This is a genomic window from Oceanobacillus sp. CF4.6, from assembly GCF_051262635.1.
Taxonomy (GTDB): Bacteria; Bacillota; Bacilli; order Bacillales; family Amphibacillaceae; genus Oceanobacillus.
The window spans coordinates 113,745-134,958 of the sequence record NZ_JBIMEX010000003.1 but is presented as its reverse complement, the minus strand read 5'-3'; the positions used below and the strand labels follow the sequence as shown (position 1 = coordinate 134,958).

The window sequence follows — 21,214 nt, the reverse complement described above, 5'->3', positions numbered from 1 at the left end:
CCCAATCACGCTTTAAAGTTAGTTAGGAGGGAAATCGATGAGCAAAGGACACGTTACTCAAGTAATGGGGCCAGTCGTTGACGTGAAATTCGAAGACGGCGAGTTACCAGATATTTATAACGCAATTGTTGTCCATAATGAAAATAATACAGACCTTACATTGGAAGTTGCTCTTCATCTTGGTGATCGCAGTGTTCGTACGATTGCAATGTCTTCAACAGACGGCGTTAAACGTGGAGCAGTAGTTGAAAACCTTGGAAGACCGATTTCTGTACCGGTAGGAGATGTTACATTAGGACGCGTCTTTAATGTACTTGGTGAAAAGATTGATTTGGACGAACCATTAGCAGCAGATGTCCGAGTAGATCCCATTCACCGAGCAGCGCCTAAATTTGAAAACCTGTCTACTGAAACAGAGATTTTAGAAACAGGGATTAAAGTTGTAGACTTATTAGCACCATATATTAAAGGTGGTAAGATCGGTCTATTTGGTGGTGCGGGTGTAGGTAAAACCGTATTAATCCAGGAGTTAATCAATAACATCGCCCAAGAGCATGGTGGTATTTCCGTGTTCGCAGGTGTTGGTGAACGTACACGTGAAGGTAATGACCTTTACTATGAAATGAAAGAATCCGGTGTTATCGCGAAAACAGCGATGGTATTTGGACAAATGAACGAGCCACCTGGTGCACGTATGCGTGTAGCACTAACAGGACTTACAATGGCTGAATATTTCCGTGATGATCAAGGGCAAGACGTATTGCTCTTCATCGATAACATTTTCCGCTTTACACAAGCAGGTTCTGAAGTATCCGCACTACTAGGTCGGATGCCGTCTGCGGTTGGTTACCAGCCAACACTTGCAACGGAAATGGGACAATTACAGGAACGTATTACATCTACAGATAAAGGTTCCGTAACTTCAATCCAAGCGATCTATGTACCAGCCGATGACTATACAGATCCGGCTCCAGCAACGACATTTGCTCACTTGGATGCGACGACAAACTTGGATCGTAAACTATCTGAGCAAGGTATCTATCCTGCGGTGGATCCATTAGCATCCACTTCACGTGCACTAGATCCAGAAGTTGTTGGCGATGAACATTACAGAGTAGCAACAGAAGTGCAGCAAACATTGCAAAAATATAAAGAATTACAAGATATTATCGCAATTCTTGGTATGGATGAACTAGGTGACGAAGATAAAATGATCGTTTCTCGTGCACGTCGTATCCAATTCTTCCTGTCTCAAAACTTCCACGTTGCTGAACAATTCACGGGACAAAAAGGTTCTTATGTACCTGTTCAGGAAACAGTAGCTGGATTCCAAGAGATTCTTGATGGGAAATATGATGACCTACCAGAGGATGCATTCCGTCTTGTAGGGCGTATCGAAGAAGTAGTTGCAAAAGCAAAAGGTATGGAATAATAGACAATTGCTCGAAGGATCAAGGAAACTCCTTGAACATGCTTTGATGTCATAAACGATATACATCAAAGCTTTCTTCTTGCCAGTCTTAGGAGGGGTTACATTGAAAACACTGGATGTGAGTGTTGTTACTCCTAGTGGTCCGGTTTTAGAAGGTAGTTTTGACATGGTTGTCTGTAAAGCTGAAACTGGTGAAATCGGAATATTACCGGGTCATATTCCTCTTGTAGCGCCATTACAAATCAGTGCTGTTCGTCTGAAAAATGGTAAGGAGACGAAAAAACTAACTGTAAATGGTGGCTTTATGGAGGTACAACCTGATAAAGTGACGATTCTTGCCCAATCTGCTGAAAAAGCGACAGAGATTGATGTTCAACGTGCTAAAGAAGCAAAAGAACGCGCAGAACGTCGTCTTGAAGCAAAACAAGACACTGTTGACAAAACACGGGCTGAATTAGCACTCAAACGCGCAATGAATCGCCTGAATGTGGGTAACTGATAAAGTACAAACAAAATCTCCTATAACAACATGTTATAGGAGATTTTTGCTTTTGTATTTTGTCGATATTTCCCGGGAAATGGAGTTACGTGCAATTGGATATAGAAAAAAGTTGCAGGATTCGACTTTCCATTTTTCCGAAACGCAATCAATTGACATTTTTATGAATAAATGTCAGAGTTACAAATAGAATTTAAATTGAGGTGGATTACTTATGATTTCGATCGGACAAATGGCTTTAATTAGTATGATTTCACACATCATCTTTATTTATATAACATGGCGATTGGTACTTGCTATGAACTTTGAACCAATTATGAAAAAGGGACGAACTGCGGAGGGAAGAATATTTCTACTGTTTATCACCATTGTTATTGGAACGGGTGTTAGTGGATTTTTCCTTGAAATACTCAGATGGTCTAATGATTTAATCTATCTTTTTTAAGGATTGTCGTAATTTGTTTTGTATGTAACTCGGTCCCCTTGTCAAAACTATGAGTAATAGTTTATGTCAGGGGGATTTTTTAATGAGAAAGATTACTATAATACTAGTGTTGCTTCTATTTATAACAGCGAAACCAATGGTGAATGGAATGGAAAGAGATGAAATGATTGATTTGGCAGCATTCACTTTAGAAAATAAGATAGCAATTGAAAACTGGCAGGTAACTTTTAAGGAGAACATAGGAAAGCAAAAAGCAGAACGAATTGTAAAGGAATTCAAAGATAGTCGTTTAGTCTCTATTACTGAAGATGATAATGTAATAAAATATCTTCTTAGGGACGTTCACAAAGATGTGAGACTAGACGTATCTTATAGTGTAGTAATACCTAAAAACCAGGCATATAAAGCGGAAATAGTTGTGGTTGTGGAAGGCATTCAATGGAACGAACAGATACAAGAAGATTATCTATTAACCAAACGTTTGATTAAAGATAATTTCTTTACAAACTCTTTAAAAACATTTGCTTGGCTGACAACTAAAAATAGTGGTATAATTGAGATTGATATTTTTGTTGAGGAAATCACAAATTATTTTAACATACAACATATCGTGACACAGTTCGATACAATTGAAAGTTCGATGCATGAAAAGATAATTTACGGGTATACAGACTTATGGAAGCAAAGTTATTTCATAGAGGGTGCCCCAATGAATCTGCAAATAGCTGTAGTAATGGACGATGAAATGAATCTGGAATACACGATAGGAACACCTATCCTAATACATGAATATTAATATAATGAAATTGGATCTGAAGGAGATTTTAAAACATGGAAAAAATCATCGTAAGAGGCGGACACCAATTGAATGGCACTGTCAGAGTTGAAGGTGCTAAAAATGCAGTACTTCCTGTACTTGCCGCAAGTCTTACCGCAAGTGAAGGAACGAGTGTAATCAAAGATGTACCGGTTTTAGCTGACGTGTATACAATCAATGAAGTCATAAGAAATTTAAATGCCGACGTAGAATTTAATGCAGAAAGCAATACCGTATTTGTGGATGCTTCCAAACAACTAGAAACAGAAGCTCCATTTGAATATGTTCGGAAAATGCGTGCTTCTGTGCTTGTTTTGGGACCATTATTGGCCCGTTATGGACACGCAAAGGTTGCGATGCCAGGTGGATGTGCAATAGGTTCCCGCCCAATTGATCTACATTTGAAAGGATTCGAAGCAATGGGTGCTGACATTCATGTTGGCAACGGCTTTATTGAAGCAAACGTAGACGGTCGCCTAAAAGGTGCTAAAATTTATTTAGATATGCCAAGCGTTGGCGCTACTGAAAATATTATGATCGCTGCTGCACTTGCAGACGGAAAATCAATCATTGAGAATGCAGCTAAAGAACCTGAAATTGTAGACTTAGCCAATTATCTTAATAAAATGGGCGCTAAAATTATTGGTGCTGGTACAGAAACGATCCGCATCCATGGTGTGGAAAAACTGTACGGTGCAGAGCATTCCATTATCCCAGATCGTATTGAAGCAGGTACATTTATGGTAGCTGCAGCTATTACTGGAGGGAATGTACTGATTGAAAATGCAATCAGTGAACATTTACGTTCTGTAATATCCAAGCTTGAGGAAATGAATGTAACAGTTTTAGAAGAAGATAACGGTATTCGCGTAATTGGTCCAAAAGAACTGAAGTCAACGGATATTAAAACATTGCCACATCCTGGGTTTCCAACAGATATGCAATCGCAAATGATGGCATTAATGTTACGTGCAAAAGGAACTGGTGTGATTACAGAAACTGTATTTGAAAACCGTTTTATGCATGTGGAAGAATTCAGACGTATGAATGCAAATATTAAGATAGAAGGCCGTAGTGTCATCATTGAAGGTTTATCTGCATTGCAAGGGGCAGAAGTCTCAGCGACGGATCTTCGTGCTGCAGCGGCGTTAATATTAGCTGGATTGGTCGGAGAAGGTTATACACGTGTTACAGAGCTGAAACATCTAGATAGAGGTTACGTTAACATTGAAGGTAAATTAGCTGAATTAGGTGCGGATATTGAACGTGTCGATGAAAATGGAGATGTAATCGAACCATTAGAAGAAGTAGATTACAAGGAAGCAAGAATAGCAGCTGAATTACAATCATAATTTTTTATTTTAAGAATAAATGGAGAAACAGGTGAAGTCAATGACTCGCCTGTTTTTTTCTGCCCATTTTTTCAAACAACAATAGGTGCTACTCCTGATCAATACATATCCACAACTGAATAACTTCTATCACATCATAAATAGGTTATCCACAAATACAGCCAATCTACGAATCTATTACAATACAACTAAAATTCAGACTAATAGTAAAAATTAATCTTCTCTTTTTGTAAACTCTATGTTAAAGTTAATAGAAAATTACCAATAATAAAATGATGGTGAAGGTGATACAGCATGAAGCTATACGTATCCGTAGATATGGAAGGGATTACTGGAGTGCCTGATGATACATATATTGATTCCAGTAAACATAATTATGAACGTGCTAGAAAAATGATGACAGATGAAACGAATTTTGTTGCAGATGCAGCTTTTCAATTTGGATGTCAAGAAGTACTTGTGAACGATAGTCATTCGAAAATGAATAATATCCTTATTGATGAGCTTCATCCGGACGCCTTATTAATAACTGGAGATGTAAAACCTTTCTCGATGTTGCAAGGATTGGATCATACCTATGGAGCTGCGATGTTTATTGGATATCATGCAAGGGCTGGACAAGCCGGTGTCTTATCCCATTCAATGATTCATGCTGTACGAAACTTTTATATCAATGATCACATTGTCGGGGAGATGGGATTTAATGCCTATGTTGCCGGTTATTTCGGAGTTCCAGTTGTTTTGGTAGCGGGAGATGATCAGGCAGCAAAAGAGGCTGCGGAGTTAATTCCAAATGTAACGACCGTAGCAGTAAAGGAAACGATTTCAAGGTCTTCAGTCAAAAGCTTAACACCTAAGAAGGCAGGAGAGCTTTTAGCGGAAAAAGTTACGGCGGCATTAGAAAACAGACATATGGTAAAACCGTTGATCCCACCAGAAAAGCCGATCCTGAAAATTGAATTTAATAATTACGGGCAGGCGGAATGGGCTAATTTGATGCCGAAAACAGAAATCGAACGAGGAACAACCATTGTCCGCTATGAAGCAGATCATATTCTGGAAGCGTACAAAGCAATGCTCGTGATGACGGAGCTAGCGATGCACACAACATTTTCATAATAACCGTATAAAAAGAGAAAAGCAGTTTACATCGGGGGTGGGAAGTCTTGCTGAAATACATATTAAAACGCTTCGGGATTATGTTGGTAACGCTTTGGATTATTATTACATTGACATTCATATTAATGGTCAGTGTCCCTGGTTCCCCATTTAATAGTGAACAATCTTCCAATGAGACGATTAAAGCTAATTTGGAAGCGCATTATAATTTGGATGCACCGTATCCCATTCAATATGTTAATTACTTAAAATCGATTGCTACCTTTGATTTTGGCCCTTCCATCAAGCAACCGAATCAGTCGGTTAACGATCTGCTGGGAAGAGGATTTCCAATTTCATTAGAACTTGGAATGGTAACGATTATCGTTGCGGTGATATCCGGAATCATTTTAGGAATTGTTGCTGCATTAAAACATAATGGTTTTATAGATTATCTATCCATGGGGTTGGCCGTATTAGGAATCTCAATACCAAATTTTATATTGGCTACATTACTCATTCAACAATTAGCTGTAAATTTGGAAATCCTACCACCCGCAACTTGGTCGAGTCCGGCACATATGGTAATGCCGGTGATTGCGCTTGCTACAGGGCCGATGGCAATTATTGCAAGGCTTACTCGTTCGACAATGCTTGAAGTTTTAACACAAGATTACATAAAAATGGCGCGTGCGAAGGGATTATCTCCATGGAAAATTGTATTCAAGCACGCACTCAGAAATGCGCTGATGCCAGTTGTTACGATTATGGGAACATTACTAGCAAGTATTTTAACAGGAACCTTTGTTATTGAACAAATTTTTGCGATTCCTGGAATGGGAAAATATTTCGTTGAAAGTATTAATCAACGAGATTACCCGGTAATTATGGGAACAACGGTATTTTATAGTGCATTTCTTATTCTAATGCTCTTCCTAGTTGATATCGCATATGGAATCTTGGATCCTCGTATCAAGTTCCATAAAAAAGGAGGGGAATAGAGTGAAAACGACGAATAACGTAAAGACAACACATTCGCCCTCTCAAATACCAGATGATTGGTTTCATTGGAAGGATAAAGATAAAGGGGAAGCAGAGGCAGTTGCGAGACCCTCCCTTTCCTACTGGCAGGATGCATGGAGAAGATTGATTAAAAATAAAATGGCGATGCTCGGATTGGTCTTTTTGGTTCTCCTTGCGGTCATGGCAATTTTTGGACCTATTTTATCTCCTTATGAAGTGAATACACAGGACCTACCGAATCAATATCAGCCCCCTTCATCGGAGCATTGGTTTGGCACTGATAATGCTGGAAGGGATGTATTTACGAGAACATGGTACGGGGCACGTATTTCACTCTTTGTCGGATTGATGGCTGCGTTGATTGATGTCACCGTCGGAATTATCTGGGGTGGTATATCCGGCTATAAAGGTGGTCGCACAGATAACATAATGATGCGGATCATTGAAATTTTATATGGACTACCATATTTACTCGTTGTTATTTTATTACTTGTCGTATTAGGCCCAAGTCTATCGACAATTATTATTGCATTAACGGTCACGGGATGGGTCGGAATGGCTCGAATCGTAAGGGGGCAAGTTCTGCAAATTAAAAATTATGAATTTGTCCTCGCCTCCAAATCATTTGGAACAAAGTCATCCCGAATTATTAGGAAAAATTTACTTCCAAACTCGATGGGGCCGATTATTGTTCAGATGACACTAACCGTTCCTTCAGCCATTTTTGCAGAAGCATTCTTGAGTTTTATCGGCTTAGGTATCCAGTCCCCCTATGCAAGTTGGGGTGTCATGGCGAATGATTCTTTAGGAGCTATTTTGTCAGGGAATTGGTGGACATTATTTTTCCCGGCATTCTTTATCTCCTTTACGATGTTTGCTTTCAACGTACTTGGCGATGGACTTCAGGATGCACTTGATCCGAAATTAAGGAAGTAGGTGAGGACATGGAAAAAATTCTGGAAGTGGAAAATCTCCACGTTACATTCCGTACATATGGTGGAACGGTAAAAGCAGTCCGTGGAGTTGATTTTCATTTAAACGAAGGGGAAACGCTCGCAATCGTTGGTGAATCCGGCTGTGGAAAAAGCGTAACATCCAATGCGATCATGCGACTGATCCCTGATCCTCCGGGCAAAATTACAAACGGCTCTATTCGTTTTAAAGGACAAAATCTGGCAAAGTATTCAGAGAAGAAAATGCGCTCCATTCGTGGCGTTGATATATCAATGATTTTTCAGGACCCAATGACTGCATTGAATCCTACATTGACTATTGGCACACAGTTGATGGAAGGATTGAGGCAACATAAACAAGTATCTAGTGAAGAGGCTAAGGAAAAAGCGATAGAAATGATGGATCTAGTTGGAATTTCCAATCCAGAAGAACGCTTGAAGCAATACCCCCATCAGTTTAGTGGGGGGATGCGACAACGTATTGTTATTGCCATTGCATTAATATGTGAGCCCGATCTTTTGATCGCGGATGAACCAACAACCGCACTGGATGTAACCATTCAGGCGCAAATTCTAGAACTCTTTGAAAAAATCCAGAACACGACAGGAGTTTCCATCATCCTGATTACACATGATCTTGGTGTGGTAGCAAAAATTGCGGACCGGATTGCAGTCATGTATGCCGGTAAAATCATCGAAACGGGAACAAAGCGTGAAATATTTTATGAACCGCAGCACCCGTATACAAAAGGATTATTGAAATCTGTTCCACGATTGGATTTGAAAGAAGCGAGATTGACTCCAATCGATGGCACGCCACCCGATTTATTCTCACCTCCAGTAGGATGTCCCTTTACAGCAAGATGTCCATTTGCCATGGAGGTGTGTGATAAAGTTTATCCCGCAAATACCGAGCTAACAGGTTCCCATCAAGTGAACTGCTGGCTTCAGGATGAACGGGCTAAACAACTTTTAGAAGCAGCAATCAAATAACAAAGGGGGAAAAGGAATGAAGAAGTTACTATTATTTTTACTTGCTTTAACGACAGTAGTTGTACTTGCCGCATGTACTGCAAATGAAGATGCTGGGTCTGAAGAAGAGCCGGATGATGCAGGAGCAGAGGAAACAACGGAAACAGAAGAAAGTGAAACCGAAGCAAAGGAAGAAGAAAGTGAAGGCGAGGAAAAGGTACTACGATTAAACAATGGCGTGGAACCTACATCACTTGATCCATCGATTGGCTTTGATGCCGTTTCATGGGATCCACTTAACAACTTAATGGAAGGTCTGACTCGATTAGATCAGGATTCAGTTGCAGGAGCCGGAGTAGCGGAAGACTGGGATCTCTCCGAAGATGGGTTAACCTATACATTCCATCTCCGTGAAGATGCGAACTGGTCAAATGGGGACCCGGTAGTAGCGGAGGACTTCGTGTATGCATGGAAATACATGCTTTCACCGGATACAGCTTCTGCAGCAGCATTCCTCGCTTACTTTATTGAAGGAGGAGAAGCCTTTAATTCTGGGGAAGGTACAGCAGATGATGTTGCTGTAACAGCGATAGATGAAAAGACATTGGAAGTAGTGTTGGAAGCTCCAACAGGTTTCTTCCTGGATGTATTAACAAACCCAGCATTCTTCCCAATCAACCATAAGGTAGCAGAAGCGAATCCAGACTGGCATGCAGAAGCAGACTCTTTTGTAGCAAACGGACCTTTTATGCTTGAATCATGGGAACATGACAGTGAGATGGAATTTGCGAAGAACCCGGAGTACTGGGATGCGGACACCGTTAAATTGGATAAAATTCACTGGGCGATGGTAAACGATACAAATACGCAATATCAAATGTTTGAAACAGGAGACCTTGATACAGCAACTGTCCCTCCTGAATTATCGGATGAGCTGCTTGAGGGAGATAATGTATATATTGGAAACTATGGTGGTTTGGAATTTTTCCGTTTTAACATTACAGAAGAACCTTTCCAAAACAAAAAAATCAGACAGGCATTTGCATATGCTGTGAATAGACAGGATATTGCAGACTTTGTTGTTAAAAATGGTGTAGAACCTGCCTATGGATTTGTATCTCCTGGATTTACAACGCCATCTGGTGAAGACTTCCGTGATGGAAATGGAGATCTTGTATCATTTGATGCGAATTATGCAAAACAATTACTTGAAGAAGGTATGGCTGAGGAAGGTTATGAAGAATTACCACCAGTCGTATTATCGTACAATACAAGTGATACGAACAAAGCAGTTGCTGAAACAATGCAAAGCATGCTAAGTGAAAATCTTGACGTTAAGGTAACATTGGAAAACCAGGAATGGAACGTATTTGCGGAAGCACAGCAAAATCTGGAACTCCAATTTTCACGCAGTTCATTTATCAATGACTACAGTGATCCAGTTAACTTCCTGGAAAGCTTTATCACAGATTCATATATGAACCGTACGGGCTGGTCCAATGCAGAATATGATGAATTGATTGCTAATGGTAAATCAGAAACAGATGAAGAAAAACGTTACGAGTATCTCTATGAAGCTGAAAAACTACTTGCTGAAGAAATGGTAGCAATGCCAATCCGCTACTACAATACAGTAGTCCTAGAAGCAGACAGCATTGAAGGCATCCTACGCCACCCAGTAGGATACTTTGACTTGAAATTTGCGGATAAGAACTAAAGCGAAGGCGACCGTTTAGGGGCGTATGGACTGGACTGGTCCGGAGGAGATAAAGGAAACACAGTGACCAGAGGGAGCTGATGTTGACTTATCGTACGGAGGTCTCAGGAAGTCCAATAGCCCCTGGTCGCCGTAGCTAGCAGAACTAAAGCGAAGGCTATAGGCAATAACTAAATAATTATGGGAATGGCTCATTTACATTTTTTGTATGTGAGCCTCTCCCTTTTCATTTATATATACACAAGTTTTTGATTACAACCATCCTAATGGAAAGCAGGGTTGCGAATGATTCGTCCAACTCGATTGAAAAAAGGCGATACGATTGGAGTTATCGCTCCGGCAGGGCCACCCGATTTGAAAAAACTAAACAAGGCAATTCCTTTTTTTGAAAATATGGGGCTCCATGTTAAATTGGGGAAAAATATGAAGGAAGTTCGTGGCTATTTGGCCGGAACAGACGAACAACGCTTGGAAGATTTTCATGACATGATTGCAGACAGGAAAATAAAAGCAATCATATTTGCACGAGGCGGCTATGGAACAGGACGTCTTATTGACCAAATCGATTATGATTTAATCAAACGAAATCCTAAAATTATTTGGGGCTACAGTGATATAACCTATTTACATACAGCAATACGTCAACAAACGGATTTAATTACATTCCACGGGCCAATGCTTGCTTCAGATGTCGCGAAAGATGAATTTGATACGTTTACGGGAAGTTTGTTTCGACAACTTTTTGAACCAACGGAATTAAGCTATAGTGAAAAAATAAACCCATTAAAAGCATATGCTGCAGGAATTGCACAGGGGCAATTGGTTGGCGGGAATCTATCATTACTAGTTAGTACACTTGGTACACCCTATGAGGTTCATACGAAAGATAAACTAGTCCTTCTGGAAGATGTTGGAGAGGAACCTTATCGTATTGATAGCATGCTGAACCAGCTGAGGCTAGCAGGGAAACTCTCGGATGCTGCAGGAATTGTACTTGGAGACTTTGCTGAACCGGTGACAACCTTAAGTCCATCCCTCACGAGGCATCAGGTTTTTGAAGACTATTTTACAGATTTTAATGGTCCCGTACTGAGTGGTTTTAAAATCGGCCATTGTTTTCCGAATTTCTCCGTTCCACTCGGTGCCATTGCTAACCTATCAACAAAAGATAGAACATTCGTAATTGAACCAGGCGTTAAATAAATATTGAATCCTTTTTAAACAAGGAAGTTATTAAACTATTCAGGAGGTGAGCAGCTTGGAAATCGCATCAATCGAAACCTTTCGGGGAGCGATCCCATTGCATACACCCTTTAAAACAGCGCTAAGAACCGTAACCGTTGCAGAAACAATTATCGTTAAAATTGCTTGTGAGGATGGCACTGTTGGCTGGGGAGAGGCACCACCAACACATGTAATCACTGGAGATAGCCTTGCAAGCATTCAGTACGCCATCGAATCGATTTTTAAACCGCTCCTAATCGGTGAATCACTAAGCGCGAGAGAACAATTGTTTGAAAAAGTGGAAAAAAGTATGGTTCGCAATACGAGTGCAAAAGCTGCAGTTGATATGGCGCTTTATGACTGTATCGCACAACAGGCGAATATGCCACTTTATCAATTTCTTGGCGGATATCGTGAACGACTCGAGACGGACTATACCGTCAGTGTGAATCGTCCGGAAGAGATGGCTGCGGACGCCAGGAAGTATATTAATAACGGGTTTTCTGTCTTAAAAGTTAAAGTGGGCAAGGATGAGATTGCGACCGACGTAAAGCGAATCCAGGCCATCAGAGCGGAAATAGGCCTAGATGTACTGATTCGCCTTGATGCAAATCAAGGCTGGCAGGCAAAAGAAGCAGTCCGTGCTATTGGAAAGATGGAGGACCTCGGCCTTTCTATTGAATTAATTGAACAACCAGTTAAAGCACATGACGTTGAAGGATTAAAATACGTTACGCAACATACAGAAACACCAATCATGGCAGATGAAAGTGTATTTTCACCACAGGATGCGAAGCGAATCCTGTCCATGGGAGCGGCTGATTTAATTAATATTAAATTAATGAAAGCTGGCGGTATCCACGAGGCAATGAAAATCGCAAAGCTCGCACAAAGTTACGATGTGGATTGCATGGTCGGCAGTATGATTGAAACGAAAATAGGGATTACAGCTGCGGCGCATTTCGCTGCCAGTCAGCCGAATATAACAAGATATGATTTCGATGCTCCCTTAATGCTCATAGGAGACATGGCAAATGGCGGGATTACGTATAATGGTAGCAGGATTGAATTAGGAAAAGACCCAGGACTGGGAATTAAAACAATTAATCATTCATTTATCGTGAAGTAGTGTGAAGGGAAGTTGAGCGACCCCGGCCCGAAGTCGCGCAAAGAAGTCGTAAAGTTGAGCAATCCCGGCCCGAAGTCGCGCAAAAAAGCCGCAAAGTTGAGCGACCCCGGCCCGAAGTCGCGCAAAGAAGCTGTAAAGTTGAGCGATCGCGACCCAAAGTCGCGCAAAAAAGCCGCAAAATTTGAGCAATCCCGGCCCAAAGTCGCGCAATGAGGAAGTAAAGTTGAGCGATCCCAGCCCGAAGTCGCGCAAAGGAGCCGCAAAGTTGAGCGATCCCGTCCCATCGATGCGGAACACCAAGCTAGAGCACGAATCAAAGCAACACAGCAACCATTCCCATTCAAGAAAGGAGCATCAAGAATGTTTAATCAAACGTTTGATCAATTTCCAGAAGAGCTATGGGTATCCACTACGCAGGTGGCTACGGTATGGACAAATCCAGAATCAGCGCGGGAAATCGATCAATATGGAACTACGAATCCGACGAACATAGATAAGTGGATAGATAGTCTTTCCTATGAAGCGAGTCTAGCTTTATGTGATGAAAATCGGGTACAGACCCAAATTTTATATGGGGAACCTGTTCTAGTTACGGAAACTACTGCCAACTGGGCCCATGTGATTATTCCCTCTCAGCCATCGAACAAAGATGAACGTGGCTATCCTGGTTGGGTCCCAATCCCCCAATTAACGAAGGTGAACAAAGGTGAATGGCATACTGCAGAAACTGCCGCAGTTATTTCCGACAAGGTGTGGCTGGAAGCAGAGGACGGGAAGCCATTTATGAAGCTCAGCTATATGACGTTTTTGCCAGTCAAAGAAACTGGAACAACGCGCATAAAGGTCTTCACTCCACATGGTGACAAATTTTTGCCAATCGATGCGGTACAAATTTTCAAAACGGATAAAGGCCTTAACAAAGGAAGTGGCCAGGATATTGTAAAAGCGGGAGAACCTTACATTCGTCTGGGTTATTTTTGGGGTGGAATGAGTTCGTTTGGTTATGATTGCTCTGGCCTTGCCTATGCAGTCCATAAGGCGAACGGTTATCAAATTGCGCGAGATGCTGGAGACCAGGCGGCTGCAGGAGTGGAAGTGAATTTTGACCAGATGGAACCTGGTGATTTGCTCTTTTTCGCATATGAAGAAGGAAAAGGAAGTCTTCATCATGTAGGAATCTATTATCGGGACGGTCAGATGCTCCACTCTCCTCAAACTGGAAAAGGAATCGAGATTACCCCTATTCAAGGAACAAAATATGAAAAAGAACTTTGTGCAGCAAGGCGATACTGGCAAGCAGCAGAGGAGAGTTAAAGATGGAAAACAAAATACTGGAAGTCAAAAGTCTAAAAAAATATTTTGAAATGGGTAAAGGCGAGGTATTACAGGCCGTAAATGATGTGAGCTTTCATGTGAACAGAGGGGAAACGTTCGGGCTTGTTGGTGAATCCGGTTGTGGAAAATCTACTATTGGACGGACGATTCTTGGACTGTATAAGAAAACAGATGGCGATGTTATTTTTGATAATGAAAATGTCCATGACTTGAATGAAAAGGAACGTTTCAAATTCTATCGTAAAATGCAGATGATTTTCCAGGACCCCTATGCATCCTTGAATCCGAGGTCAACCGTCCGAGAAGTCATTTCGGAGCCGATGGAAGTACATAAGTTATATAAAACAAAAAAAGAAGTGACGGAGCGGGTATACGAACTGCTGGAAGAAGTAGGACTTAATCGGGAACATGCCAATCGCTATCCACACGAATTCAGTGGTGGGCAGCGTCAGCGAATCGGAATCGCCAGGGCATTGGCATTGAACCCCGATTTTATTATTGCAGATGAGCCAATCTCTGCATTGGATGTTTCTGTGCAAGCCCAAGTCGTTAATCTGATGAAACAATTGCAAGAAGATAAGGGATTGACGTTTTTGTTTATTGCCCATGATTTATCGATGGTCAAACAATTCTCCGACCGCATTGGTGTGATGTATTTAGGGAATATGGTTGAGCTGACAGATAGTGCTGAGCTTTATGAAAAACCGTTGCACCCATACACGCAAGCCTTGCTCTCTGCTATTCCGATACCGGATCCCGATATCGAGGAGAAAAGAGAAAGAATTATTTTGGAGGGGGAATTACCAAGCCCAATTAACCCGCCAAGCGGATGTGTATTTCGCACACGTTGTCCAATGGCAATGGAAGTGTGTTCACAAATCCAACCTGTCTGGCAGGAAGTAGAGCAAGGCCATTTCGTAGCCTGTCATTTATATGATGAAACAATTGAAAATAAAAAGCAGCTCAAAAAGCAGCCGGAAACCGTATCAACGAAATAATTCACTTTCCCCAATTATTACGTTTGAAAAATGAGGTCTATTTTCGCTCTTCAATGTATAAATTGTTTAGTAGGGATGCTAGAATAAATGACCCAATTTAATCGCTGCAAGGGGGAAAGCTGTGAAAAAAAATCGACCAGTTCCAAAGGCATGGAAAAAAAAGAAATCTTCATTTAAGAAACAAATAATGAAGAGCCAGCAAAGGAAAACGAATCTTATCAATAACCAAACGACGCAAATCCAGAAGATCATTCCTTTAAAAAATCGAAAAACACTTTATTTTAATAATCGGAAAACCCGCCCTTGGAAATTGCCGGCAGCATTCTTTTTATCTGTTCTGCTCGTGTTAATCCTGGCAATCCCCGCATCCATTGTTGCTTTCTTTGGTGACAATAAACAAGAGGATATCGCAACGCCTGAGACGGGTGCGCATCCATCAGTGGAAATCGATTCATCGCCATTTTCTGTTGCGGTCATGCGGTCCAATGTAGAGATGGTAGAGGATGTTCCCTTGGAAACGTATGTTGCCGGGGTTGTCGCCTCAGAGATGCCGACTAAATTTGAACTGGAAGCATTAAAGGCCCAGGCGCTAGCTGCCAGAACATTTACCGTGAGTCATTTACTGCACGGAGATGAAGCAGACGATTATGATTTAACAGATACAGTTCAGCATCAAGTTTATAAAAGTGAAATGGAACTGCAAAAAGAATGGGGCGGCGAATACACAGAAAAGATGAACAAAATAAAAGAAGCTGTAAATGAGACAAAAGGGCAAATATTAACCTTTAATGATGCACCAATTACTGCAGCATTTTTTTCTACAAGTAATGGGCATACGGAAAACTCCGAGGATTATTGGGAGAATGAGATTTCCTATTTAAGAAGTGTGGAAAGCCCATGGGATAAAGACTCACCCCAATTCCTTGGCCAGCAGACCTATACGATCGCTCAGGTTGAAGCTGCGCTGGAATTAGATTTACCGAAGGATTCCCCGCTATTCATTGAATTGGAACGAACCGAAAGCGGCCGTGTTAGTGAAATTGGCATTGAAGGATATACGTTCACTGGAAGAGATATCCGGGAAAAGCTCGATTTGAAATCCAGCGACTTTGAAATTAAACAAAACAATGGGCATTTGATTTTCACTACAGAAGGCTTTGGACATGGAATTGGAATGAGTCAATATGGCGCGAATGGAATGGCAAAAGAAGGAAAGACGTATGAGGAAATTGTTCAATACTATTATAAGGATGTAGCAATCAGTACGATAAACGACGCAGTACCAGCCCTCGTCTCCAAGTAGACGAGGGATTTTTGATTTTGACCCTTTCATGACAATTGTTGTAGAGTTGAATTGAGATGAAATGCAAACTAGGATAAGTAACTTCGGCGACCGCACTGGGGAAATATACTGCGCTTTCCGCGGGCGGCTGGTGAGCCCTCCTCGTGCTACCGCACTCCGGGGTCTCACCTATGCCTTTCCTCCCGCTGGAGTCTTCGTATATTTCCCCAGAGCTGGTTTTAAGCTTACAAACTGCTAACTGCATTAGTGATTTATAAAAATCATATCATACAGATTCATCAGTCCGGGTGAGCGGCGGGCGGTGACTCCTGCGGGAACAGCACGTGTCCGAAGACCTGAAGAGTGGTTTTCTCTTCGGGGCTGAGGCCGTGCCCGCGGAAAGCATCCGCCCAGAGCGATCCCGGACGGCGGGATAGCAGTCAATCGCAATTTATACATTTTATCAAATAACAAAAACTCTATACGGAACAAAAACTTATAAAACTGAAAAAATACAATAAACACACATAAACGTTAAAAACGCCCTGCAACACAACCACCAAACCCACGCTGTACCATACTACGTCCAACTTCCAACCAAACCAGAAACGACCCCTCAAAACTCTTAACTTCCCCCAAAACAATAAAAAAATCCATAAAATCAATAATTTTTTTTAATCGGATGTATATATTTTAACATTTCTGCTCACAATGGTTGCAGAGGTGATTAATTATGAATGAAGAGTTCAACGGCGGTCCAAAAAATAAATGGAGTCGCATTTACCGGAAGAAATGGTTTTTCCCGGCTGTGTATTTGACGATTGCAGCACTTTTACTATCGGTTGTGGTGTGGTATCAAAATATGGATAATCAAATCCCAGATGCTACAGACGATCAGGAACTGACTGACAACTATTCTCCAGTATTGGATGAACAGGAAGCAGAACCAGTAATTGAGCAGCAAGAGTTAATACAAATGCCAGTAGCCAACATGGATGAAGCAGAAATCGTAACTAAATTTTTCGATTACAACGCAGAACAAGCAGATCGCGAGAATGCATTGATAGAATACAATAATAGATTCTATCAGAGTACTGGGGTTGATATTGCATCAGCCAACGCTGAAACGTTCGACGTTATTGCTGCAATTAGTGGTACAGTCGAAGAAGTGAAAGAAGATCCGTTATTAGGCAATGTTGTTGTTCTAACGCATGAAGATGGTGTGAAAACCTACTATGCTAGTCTTGATGAAGTCACTGTTACTGCAGGATCCAAATTGAAACAGGGTGATGCAGTCGGAACAGCAGGTAAAAACCTGTTTGGGAAAGACAACGGTACCCACGTCCATTTTGAAATAAGAAAAGATGGGAAAGAAATAAACCCGGAAAGCTATTTCAATCAGCCTGTAAGCAGCTTAGGAAGTGTATCTGAAGAAGATGACTCTGCTGTAAACGAGGAAACAGATGCGACAGAAGAAGCAGAAGATGACGCTGCTGTCAATGAGGAAACAGACGCTACAGATGAATCCGAAGAAGTGATTGAGGATGAAGATTCACCAGAAGATGATTCTGATGATACAGAAGAAGAAACGGATGAAGAATCCGATGACACTGTAGAAGATGAAAATGCGTAACTAGAAATACCCCTGGTACTTATACGAGTACCAGGGGTATTTTTCCTTTTCCTGGAAAATAACAATAGTGAATGAATGACCATTCATGCGGAAAATGTCGAACGATAACACCTATTTTTCCTTGTAATATATGATACTATATTAATGTTGCAGAAAATAGAGATAATTTTCCACTATTGGGAAAAGGAGGAATAAAATTAGTGCTGGAAAAGTTAATGACGTCGCAATCGGAATTTACCATAACAGAGATGATGAATTTATTAAGTGAAGAAAACAATTCAGATTCGGTCAAAGAAATGATGAAAAAAACCTGCCTCCAATCATCCTCAAAGAATATACAAAAAAAAGGTATGGAATATTTATATATGAATGGTTTTACGAATGAACTTGAAGTCCTGATTGAAAAGAATTTGGAGTCGGACAATCCTTCCAACCGGCTATGGGGGCTCCTTTACCAGATTATGGTGGATCAGCAGCTGTGGAAGGACAACCCACATGAAACCCTACAGAGATTACAAAATTATACCACTCAATATTCGACCAATGAACCTGAATTATTATTTTTGATGGAGGTAATTAAGGAAGATGCCTATCAACGTTTAGCTCAATATGATCGAGTAGGAAATCTGATGGTGACGTACCAGCAGTATTTTTCAAATATAGAAGAGCGAATTATTGTAAGCTATTTCAAAATCCGAGTTTATCGCATTAATATCATCTATCATTTGATGCGGAATGAATTAATTATGGCAAGGAAATATGCCTATCGTTCATTGAATATGATTGACAGTAAATCTATCCACGCCTGCATTCACACCCATCTCGGATTGTCCTACACCTTTGATACCTATGAAAAAGGAATGTATCATCTGAACAAAGCACTGGAGATCTCCAAAGAACAAAATAACACGCGCTTGATTCATATTCTTGAGAATAAAAACATTCCATTTTTATCTTCCCATTTTAATGAAGTGGACAACGTTACCACAACGGATATTGGTGAACAAGCCCATATGGAACTTGCAAAAGGAAATAAATCGAAAGCGATCGAATTGCTTGAAAACTTGCCGCAGAAAACCGCTTTCCAACTCTATTATTTAGGAAAAGCGAAAGAGGATAGGGGCCTATTGCTTCAATCGTATACGTCCTTTATTGAAAAGCGCAGTGATTATTTCTTCAGCAGACTACCAATTAATGCGATACGAGAATTGTAATTCATCTTTTCCTTCAAAAAGGCCACTGAATTGTCATTCGATATGACGATGCAGTGGCCTTTTTGGCAGTAAAGAAAGTATATCCATATTTCTTTCTGCATACAACTAAGGCATCGCCCAAAGGCTTGGCGAATGCCAAGTTTTCTAATCGATGAAGCGTTTGTCCAAAAGATCGCCGCATAACCGTTTTCTAACCAACATTTGTATTTTCTGTTTCATCCATTTTTCCAAAAGATAAAAATACATCTTGTCCAACGCATGAATTGTACAAATTTAATCATAAAGCAGGCACTATTCTAATAAGATGTTACAAACCATGCAATCGAATTGTCTGAGGTGAGAGCTTGTGTGCCATCGTCGTAATTATCTTCCTTATGCTTTCCACATGGAATATTCACCCCACAGCCGTTTTGAATCAATTGTTGAAATTGTTGAATCGGTGATACATACCCAATATTCTTCATTACAGCGCTGTTCATTGAATTCTCATATCCCAACCAACACCATGTCTCGACCCACACCTCGGAATTAAACAACTTAGGGAGGCGAACGGTGTGCATGATTACATCAAAGAGAGAACAATCAGGATAGGAAGACATGTCGTAGAGACAAGAAAAACGGTCCGAACGATAGCGAAAGAATTTGGTGTCTCCAAAAGCACAGTCCATAAAGATTTGACAGAACGTTTACCGGAAATAAATCCTGAACTTGCTAATCAAGTCAAGGAGATTCTCGAATACCATAAAGCAATCCGACATTTAAGGGGAGGAGAAGCAACAAGGCAAAAATATAAAATAGACGGTAAAAATGAGCCACAGGAAAAACCAGCAGGCTGAAGTAAGATAAGACGAAGATAATGCAACACATCGTAAACACACCGCTATAACAAACACCCGGATACTCCATCCGGGCTTTTGTGTGCCCCATATACAACTTCCTCTTTTTTATGCATAATAAATTTAATCAAACTACAGTTAAATCATGTAATTTGTGGTAAAATATCATATTAGTAGCATTATGTCTAAATGACGATGCAAGTTAGTAACGCTAGGAGGATCTAGATACATGTTTTCTAGAGATATTGGAATCGACCTTGGAACTGCCAATGTTCTGATTCACGTAAAAGGCAAAGGGATTGTATTAAATGAACCGTCCGTTGTCGCAATGGACAAGAACACTGGAAAAGTGCTTGAGGTAGGAGAAGAAGCACGTCGTATGGTTGGACGTACACCAGGAAATATTGAAGCCATCCGTCCATTAAAGGATGGAGTTATTGCTGACTTCGATGTAACAGAAGCGATGTTAAAGCATTTTATAAATAAAATCAATGTAAAAGGAATTTTTTCTAAACCAAGAATGCTTATTTGCTGCCCGACGAATATTACAAAAGTGGAGCAGAAAGCAATCAAGGAAGCTGCTGAGAAATCCGGAGGCAAAAAGGTTTATCTGGAAGAAGAACCAAAAGTAGCCGCAATTGGAGCCGGAATGGAAATTTATCAGCCAAGCGGAAATATGGTCGTTGATATTGGTGGAGGAACAACGGATGTTGCTGTTCTTTCCATGGGTGGTATTGTTACATCCGAATCAATTAAAATGGCTGGTGATAAGTTTGATGTCGACATTCTCCAGTATATTAAGAAAAAATATAAGTTATTAATTGGAGAAAGAACGGCAGAAGATATTAAAATTAATGTAGCAACGGTATTCAATGATTCCCGCAACGAAACAATGGATATTCGCGGTCGTGACATGGTATCAGGATTACCAAGGACAATTACTGTCGGATCGAAGGAAATACATGCTGCATTAAATGAATCTGTCGCATTAATTGTACAAGCAGCTAAATCCGTACTTGAAAAAACCCCACCGGAATTGTCTGCAGACATTATTGACCGTGGTGTTATTCTTACTGGCGGTGGAGCATTGCTTCATGGCATTGACCAACTATTGGCAGAAGAGTTGAAAGTACCTGTATTTATTGCCGAGGATCCTATGGATTGTGTGGCAAAAGGAACCGGAATTATGCTTGAAAACATTGATAAAATTGAACGCAAAAAAATCGGCTAGTAAGAGGAATGACACCTCGTCCCA

General features: G+C 40.7%; 20 protein-coding genes. 19 read left to right on the top strand and 1 reads right to left on the bottom strand.

The features are described from left to right. Positions 1-37 precede the first annotated feature (37 nt). The 17 genes from atpD to ACHABU_RS07455 all read left to right on the top strand — a co-directional run bounded on the left by atpD (position 38) and on the right by ACHABU_RS07455 (position 19,123). The gene (gene atpD / locus ACHABU_RS07535; RefSeq protein WP_435763934.1) at positions 38-1,432 is read left to right on the top strand and encodes a F0F1 ATP synthase subunit beta; all 1,395 of its coding nucleotides are present in this window, start codon (positions 38-40) and stop codon (positions 1,430-1,432) included. A gap of 103 nt (positions 1,433-1,535) precedes the next feature. Beyond that, positions 1,536-1,931: a F0F1 ATP synthase subunit epsilon gene (locus ACHABU_RS07530; protein WP_435763932.1), complete on the top strand. Its 396-nt coding sequence runs from the start codon at positions 1,536-1,538 to the stop codon at positions 1,929-1,931. Positions 1,932-2,145: 214 nt separating this feature from the next. Beyond that, positions 2,146-2,376, top strand: coding sequence for a DUF1146 family protein (locus ACHABU_RS07525; protein WP_435763930.1), 231 nt, complete (start codon positions 2,146-2,148; stop codon positions 2,374-2,376). Positions 2,377-2,458: 82 nt separating this feature from the next. Continuing rightward, positions 2,459-3,172 carry a YwmB family TATA-box binding protein gene (locus ACHABU_RS07520; protein ID WP_435763928.1) on the top strand — a complete coding sequence of 238 codons (714 nt, stop codon included), beginning with the start codon at positions 2,459-2,461 and terminating at the stop codon, positions 3,170-3,172. A gap of 35 nt (positions 3,173-3,207) precedes the next feature. After that, positions 3,208-4,545: a UDP-N-acetylglucosamine 1-carboxyvinyltransferase gene (gene murA / locus ACHABU_RS07515; RefSeq protein WP_435763926.1), complete on the top strand. Its 1,338-nt coding sequence runs from the start codon at positions 3,208-3,210 to the stop codon at positions 4,543-4,545. 294 nt (positions 4,546-4,839) lie between these two features. After that, the gene (locus tag ACHABU_RS07510; RefSeq protein ID WP_435763924.1) at positions 4,840-5,664 is read left to right on the top strand and encodes a M55 family metallopeptidase; all 825 of its coding nucleotides are present in this window, start codon (positions 4,840-4,842) and stop codon (positions 5,662-5,664) included. Positions 5,665-5,711: 47 nt separating this feature from the next. Continuing rightward, a complete protein-coding gene (locus ACHABU_RS07505) occupies positions 5,712-6,644 on the top strand; it encodes an ABC transporter permease (RefSeq protein ID WP_435763922.1) in 933 nt (310 codons plus the stop codon). A gap of 1 nt (position 6,645) precedes the next feature. Next, positions 6,646-7,602: an ABC transporter permease gene (locus ACHABU_RS07500; RefSeq protein WP_435763920.1), complete on the top strand. Its 957-nt coding sequence runs from the start codon at positions 6,646-6,648 to the stop codon at positions 7,600-7,602. Between the two features lie 8 nt (positions 7,603-7,610). Then, positions 7,611-8,612 (top strand): ABC transporter ATP-binding protein, encoded by a 1,002-nt coding sequence (locus ACHABU_RS07495; protein WP_435763918.1) that lies wholly within the window; start codon positions 7,611-7,613, stop codon positions 8,610-8,612. Positions 8,613-8,628: 16 nt separating this feature from the next. Beyond that, entirely contained in the window at positions 8,629-10,308 is a 1,680-nt protein-coding gene (locus ACHABU_RS07490) for a peptide ABC transporter substrate-binding protein (protein ID WP_435763916.1), read from the top strand. 285 nt (positions 10,309-10,593) lie between these two features. Beyond that, positions 10,594-11,511 carry a S66 peptidase family protein gene (locus ACHABU_RS07485; RefSeq protein ID WP_435763914.1) on the top strand — a complete coding sequence of 306 codons (918 nt, stop codon included), beginning with the start codon at positions 10,594-10,596 and terminating at the stop codon, positions 11,509-11,511. A gap of 55 nt (positions 11,512-11,566) precedes the next feature. Next, entirely contained in the window at positions 11,567-12,661 is a 1,095-nt protein-coding gene (locus ACHABU_RS07480; RefSeq protein WP_435763912.1) for a dipeptide epimerase, read from the top strand. Between the two features lie 360 nt (positions 12,662-13,021). Next, positions 13,022-13,975 (top strand): NlpC/P60 family protein, encoded by a 954-nt coding sequence (locus ACHABU_RS07475; RefSeq protein WP_435763910.1) that lies wholly within the window; start codon positions 13,022-13,024, stop codon positions 13,973-13,975. A gap of 2 nt (positions 13,976-13,977) precedes the next feature. Further along, the gene (locus ACHABU_RS07470; RefSeq protein ID WP_435763908.1) at positions 13,978-14,994 is read left to right on the top strand and encodes an ABC transporter ATP-binding protein; all 1,017 of its coding nucleotides are present in this window, start codon (positions 13,978-13,980) and stop codon (positions 14,992-14,994) included. A gap of 121 nt (positions 14,995-15,115) precedes the next feature. After that, positions 15,116-16,297 (top strand): stage II sporulation protein D, encoded by a 1,182-nt coding sequence (gene spoIID / locus ACHABU_RS07465; protein WP_435763906.1) that lies wholly within the window; start codon positions 15,116-15,118, stop codon positions 16,295-16,297. A gap of 712 nt (positions 16,298-17,009) precedes the next feature. After that, positions 17,010-17,909: a peptidoglycan DD-metalloendopeptidase family protein gene (locus ACHABU_RS07460; protein ID WP_435763904.1), complete on the top strand. Its 900-nt coding sequence runs from the start codon at positions 17,010-17,012 to the stop codon at positions 17,907-17,909. A gap of 200 nt (positions 17,910-18,109) precedes the next feature. Then, positions 18,110-19,123 carry an AimR family lysis-lysogeny pheromone receptor gene (locus tag ACHABU_RS07455; protein WP_435763902.1) on the top strand — a complete coding sequence of 338 codons (1,014 nt, stop codon included), beginning with the start codon at positions 18,110-18,112 and terminating at the stop codon, positions 19,121-19,123. A 296-nt stretch (positions 19,124-19,419) separates the two neighbouring features. On the opposite strand, the gene ACHABU_RS07450 is transcribed toward ACHABU_RS07455, so the two are convergent. Continuing rightward, positions 19,420-19,602 carry a hypothetical protein gene (locus ACHABU_RS07450; RefSeq protein WP_435763900.1) on the bottom strand — a complete coding sequence of 61 codons (183 nt, stop codon included), beginning with the start codon at positions 19,600-19,602 and terminating at the stop codon, positions 19,420-19,422. A 75-nt stretch (positions 19,603-19,677) separates the two neighbouring features. On the opposite strand from ACHABU_RS07450, the gene spoIIID reads away from it, so the two are divergent. Both spoIIID and ACHABU_RS07440 read left to right on the top strand, forming a co-directional pair. Continuing rightward, positions 19,678-19,959 (top strand): sporulation transcriptional regulator SpoIIID, encoded by a 282-nt coding sequence (spoIIID, locus tag ACHABU_RS07445; protein ID WP_435763898.1) that lies wholly within the window; start codon positions 19,678-19,680, stop codon positions 19,957-19,959. A gap of 229 nt (positions 19,960-20,188) precedes the next feature. Beyond that, positions 20,189-21,190, top strand: a complete 1,002-nt coding sequence (locus ACHABU_RS07440) for a rod shape-determining protein (protein WP_435763896.1) — start codon at positions 20,189-20,191, stop codon at positions 21,188-21,190. Positions 21,191-21,214: the final 24 nt, after the last annotated feature.